The organism is Pseudomonas abyssi, from assembly GCF_002307495.1.
GTDB classification, from domain to species: domain Bacteria; phylum Pseudomonadota; class Gammaproteobacteria; order Pseudomonadales; family Pseudomonadaceae; genus Halopseudomonas; species Halopseudomonas abyssi.
In genome coordinates this window covers 1-3,504 of record NZ_NTMR01000054.1, presented here as the reverse complement: position 1 = coordinate 3,504, position 3,504 = coordinate 1, and the positions used below count along the sequence as shown (strand labels likewise).

Below are 3,504 nucleotides of genomic sequence, written 5' to 3'. Positions count from 1 at the left end.
CGCACAAAGAAGAACACCCTGGCCATTTCTGATCAGGGTGTTCGGTATAGGCGCTTGACGATGACCTACTCTCACATGGGGAGACCCCACACTACCATCGGCGATGCATCGTTTCACTTCTGAGTTCGGGATGGGATCAGGTGGTTCCAATGCTCTATAGTCGTCAAGCAATTTGTTGCTGCCCGCTAGGCGTGCAGCTTAAAAAGCTTGGATGTGTGACAGAAGCTAAGGTATTTGCAATCTCGCAAGTTCGCGAAGTTGTTTGTTTCTGTTTGGCTCGATAACACCAGATTGCTTGGGTGTTATATGGTCAAGCCACACGGGCAATTAGTATTGGTTAGCTCAACGCCTCACAGCGCTTACACACCCAACCTATCAACGTCGTAGTCTTCGACGGCCCTTTAGGGGAGTCAAGCTCCCGGTGAGATCTCATCTTGAGGCAAGTTTCCCGCTTAGATGCTTTCAGCGGTTATCTTTTCCGAACGTAGCTACCCGGCAATGCGTCTGGCGACACAACCGGAACACCAGAGGTTCGTCCAACCCGGTCCTCTCGTACTAAGGTCAGCCCCTCTCAAATCTCAAACGTCCACGGCAGATAGGGACCGAACTGTCTCACGACGTTCTAAACCCAGCTCGCGTACCACTTTAAATGGCGAACAGCCATACCCTTGGGACCGGCTTCAGCCCCAGGATGTGATGAGCCGACATCGAGGTGCCAAACACCGCCGTCGATATGAACTCTTGGGCGGTATCAGCCTGTTATCCCCGGAGTACCTTTTATCCGTTGAGCGATGGCCCTTCCATACAGAACCACCGGATCACTAAGACCTACTTTCGTACCTGCTCGACGTGTTGGTCTCGCAGTCAAGCGCGCTTTTGCCTTTATACTCTACGCACGATTTCCGACCGTGCTGAGCGCACCTTCGTACTCCTCCGTTACTCTTTGGGAGGAGACCGCCCCAGTCAAACTACCCACCATACACTGTCCTCGATCCGGATAACGGACCAGAGTTAGAACCTCAAAGTTGCCAGGGTGGTATTTCAAGGTTGGCTCCACGCAGACTGGCGTCCACGCTTCAAAGCCTCCCACCTATCCTACACAAACAAATTCAAAGTCCAGTGCAAAGCTATAGTAAAGGTTCACGGGGTCTTTCCGTCTAGCCGCGGATACACTGCATCTTCACAGCGATTTCAATTTCACTGAGTCTCGGGTGGAGACAGCGCCGCCATCATTACGCCATTCGTGCAGGTCGGAACTTACCCGACAAGGAATTTCGCTACCTTAGGACCGTTATAGTTACGGCCGCCGTTTACCGGGGCTTCGATCAAGAGCTTCGCCGAAGCTAACCCCATCAATTAACCTTCCGGCACCGGGCAGGCGTCACACCCTATACGTCCACTTTCGTGTTTGCAGAGTGCTATGTTTTTAATAAACAGTTGCAGCGGCCTGGTATCTTCGACCGACATGGGCTTACGCAGTAAATGCTTGACCCTCATCGGCGCACCTTCTCCCGAAGTTACGGTGCCATTTTGCCTAGTTCCTTCACCCGAGTTCTCTCAAGCGCCTTGGTATTCTCTACCTGACCACCTGTGTCGGTTTGGGGTACGATTTCTAGTTACCTGAAGCTTAGAAGCTTTTCCTGGAAGCATGGCATCAACCACTTCGCGTTCTAAAGAACACTCGTCATCAGCTCTCGGCCTTAAGCGCCCGGATTTACCTAAGCACTCAGCCTACAACCTTAAACACGGACAACCAACGCCGTGCTGGCCTAGCCTTCTCCGTCCCTCCATCGCAGTAACTAGAAGTACGGGAATATTAACCCGTTTCCCATCGACTACGCCTTTCGGCCTCGCCTTAGGGGTCGACTCACCCTGCGTCGATTAACGTTGCGCAGGAACCCTTGGTCTTCCGGCGAGGGAGTTTTTCACTCCCTTTGTCGTTACTCATGTCAGCATTCGCACTTCTGATACCTCCAGCCAACTTCTCAATTGACCTTCACAGGCTTACAGAACGCTCCTCTACCGCTCATCTTACGATGAACCCGTAGCTTCGGTGTATGGTTTGAGCCCCGTTACATCTTCCGCGCAGGCCGACTCGACTAGTGAGCTATTACGCTTTCTTTAAAGGATGGCTGCTTCTAAGCCAACCTCCTAGCTGTCTAAGCCTTCCCACATCGTTTCCCACTTAACCATAACTTTGGGACCTTAGCTGACGGTCTGGGTTGTTTCCCTTTTCACGACGGACGTTAGCACCCGCCGTGTGTCTCCCGTGCTGACACTCACTGGTATTCGGAGTTTGCATCGGTTTGGTAAGTCGGGATGACCCCCTAGCCGAAACAGTGCTCTACCCCCAGTGGTGATACACGAGGCGCTACCTAAATAGCTTTCGAGGAGAACCAGCTATCTCCGAGCTTGATTAGCCTTTCACTCCTATCCACAAGTCATCCGCTAACTTTTCAACGGTAGTCGGTTCGGTCCTCCAGTGCCTGTTACGGCACCTTCAACCTGCCCATGGATAGATCGCCCGGTTTCGGGTCTATACCCAGCGACTAAACGCCCTATTAAGACTCGGTTTCCCTACGCCTCCCCTAGACGGTTAAGCTCGCCACTGAATATAAGTCGCTGACCCATTATACAAAAGGTACGCAGTCACAGAACAAGTCTGCTCCCACTGCTTGTACGCATACGGTTTCAGGTTCTATTTCACTCCCCTCACAGGGGTTCTTTTCGCCTTTCCCTCACGGTACTGGTTCACTATCGGTCAGTCAGGAGTATTTAGCCTTGGAGGATGGTCCCCCCATGTTCAGTCAACGTTTCACGTGCGCCGACCTACTCGATTTCACAGCTAAGAGTTTTTCGTATACGGGGCTATCACCCACTATGGCCGCACTTTCCAGAGCGTTCTACTAAACTCAAAACTGCTTAAGGGCTGGTCCCCGTTCGCTCGCCACTACTTGGGGAATCTCGGTTGATTTCTTTTCCTCAGGGTACTTAGATGTTTCAGTTCCCCTGGTTCGCCTCACACACCTATGTATTCAGTGTGTGATACCTAGCTTATGCTAAGTGGGTTTCCCCATTCAGAGATCTCCGGATCAAAGGTCATTTGCCACCTCCCCGAAGCTTTTCGCAGGCTATCACGTCTTTCATCGCCTCTGACTGCCAAGGCATCCACCGTATGCGCTTATTCACTTGACCATATAACCCCAAACAATCTTAAGTTAACGAGTTAACTCAGATTATTCAGTGATATCGGTTTAAAACAGAATTAACGACAATTCCGGAACTTGCACTTGAGATTACAAGTTTACCTTAGCCACACAACATGCAGTGATACATGCCATGTGTCTGTACTTCTATCACATATCCAAATTTTTAAAGAGCGTCTGGTTCAGAGACCAGATATCAACAATCAACACATTGATTGTTCATATATGAACTCTGAGTTCCATTCATGGCGTTGTACTGCGTCGACCTGGTGGAGCCAAGCGGGATCGAACCGCTGAC

Annotated in this window: 2 rRNA genes; both read right to left on the bottom strand. The window is 50.9% G+C overall.

The annotated features are described in order from the left end of the window. Positions 1-52: 52 nt before the first annotated feature. Positions 53-168: ribosomal RNA gene (gene rrf, locus CNQ84_RS20150) — 5S ribosomal RNA — on the bottom strand. 138 nt (positions 169-306) lie between these two features. Beyond that, positions 307-3,195 (bottom strand): 23S ribosomal RNA (locus tag CNQ84_RS20145). Positions 3,196-3,504 lie beyond the last annotated feature (309 nt).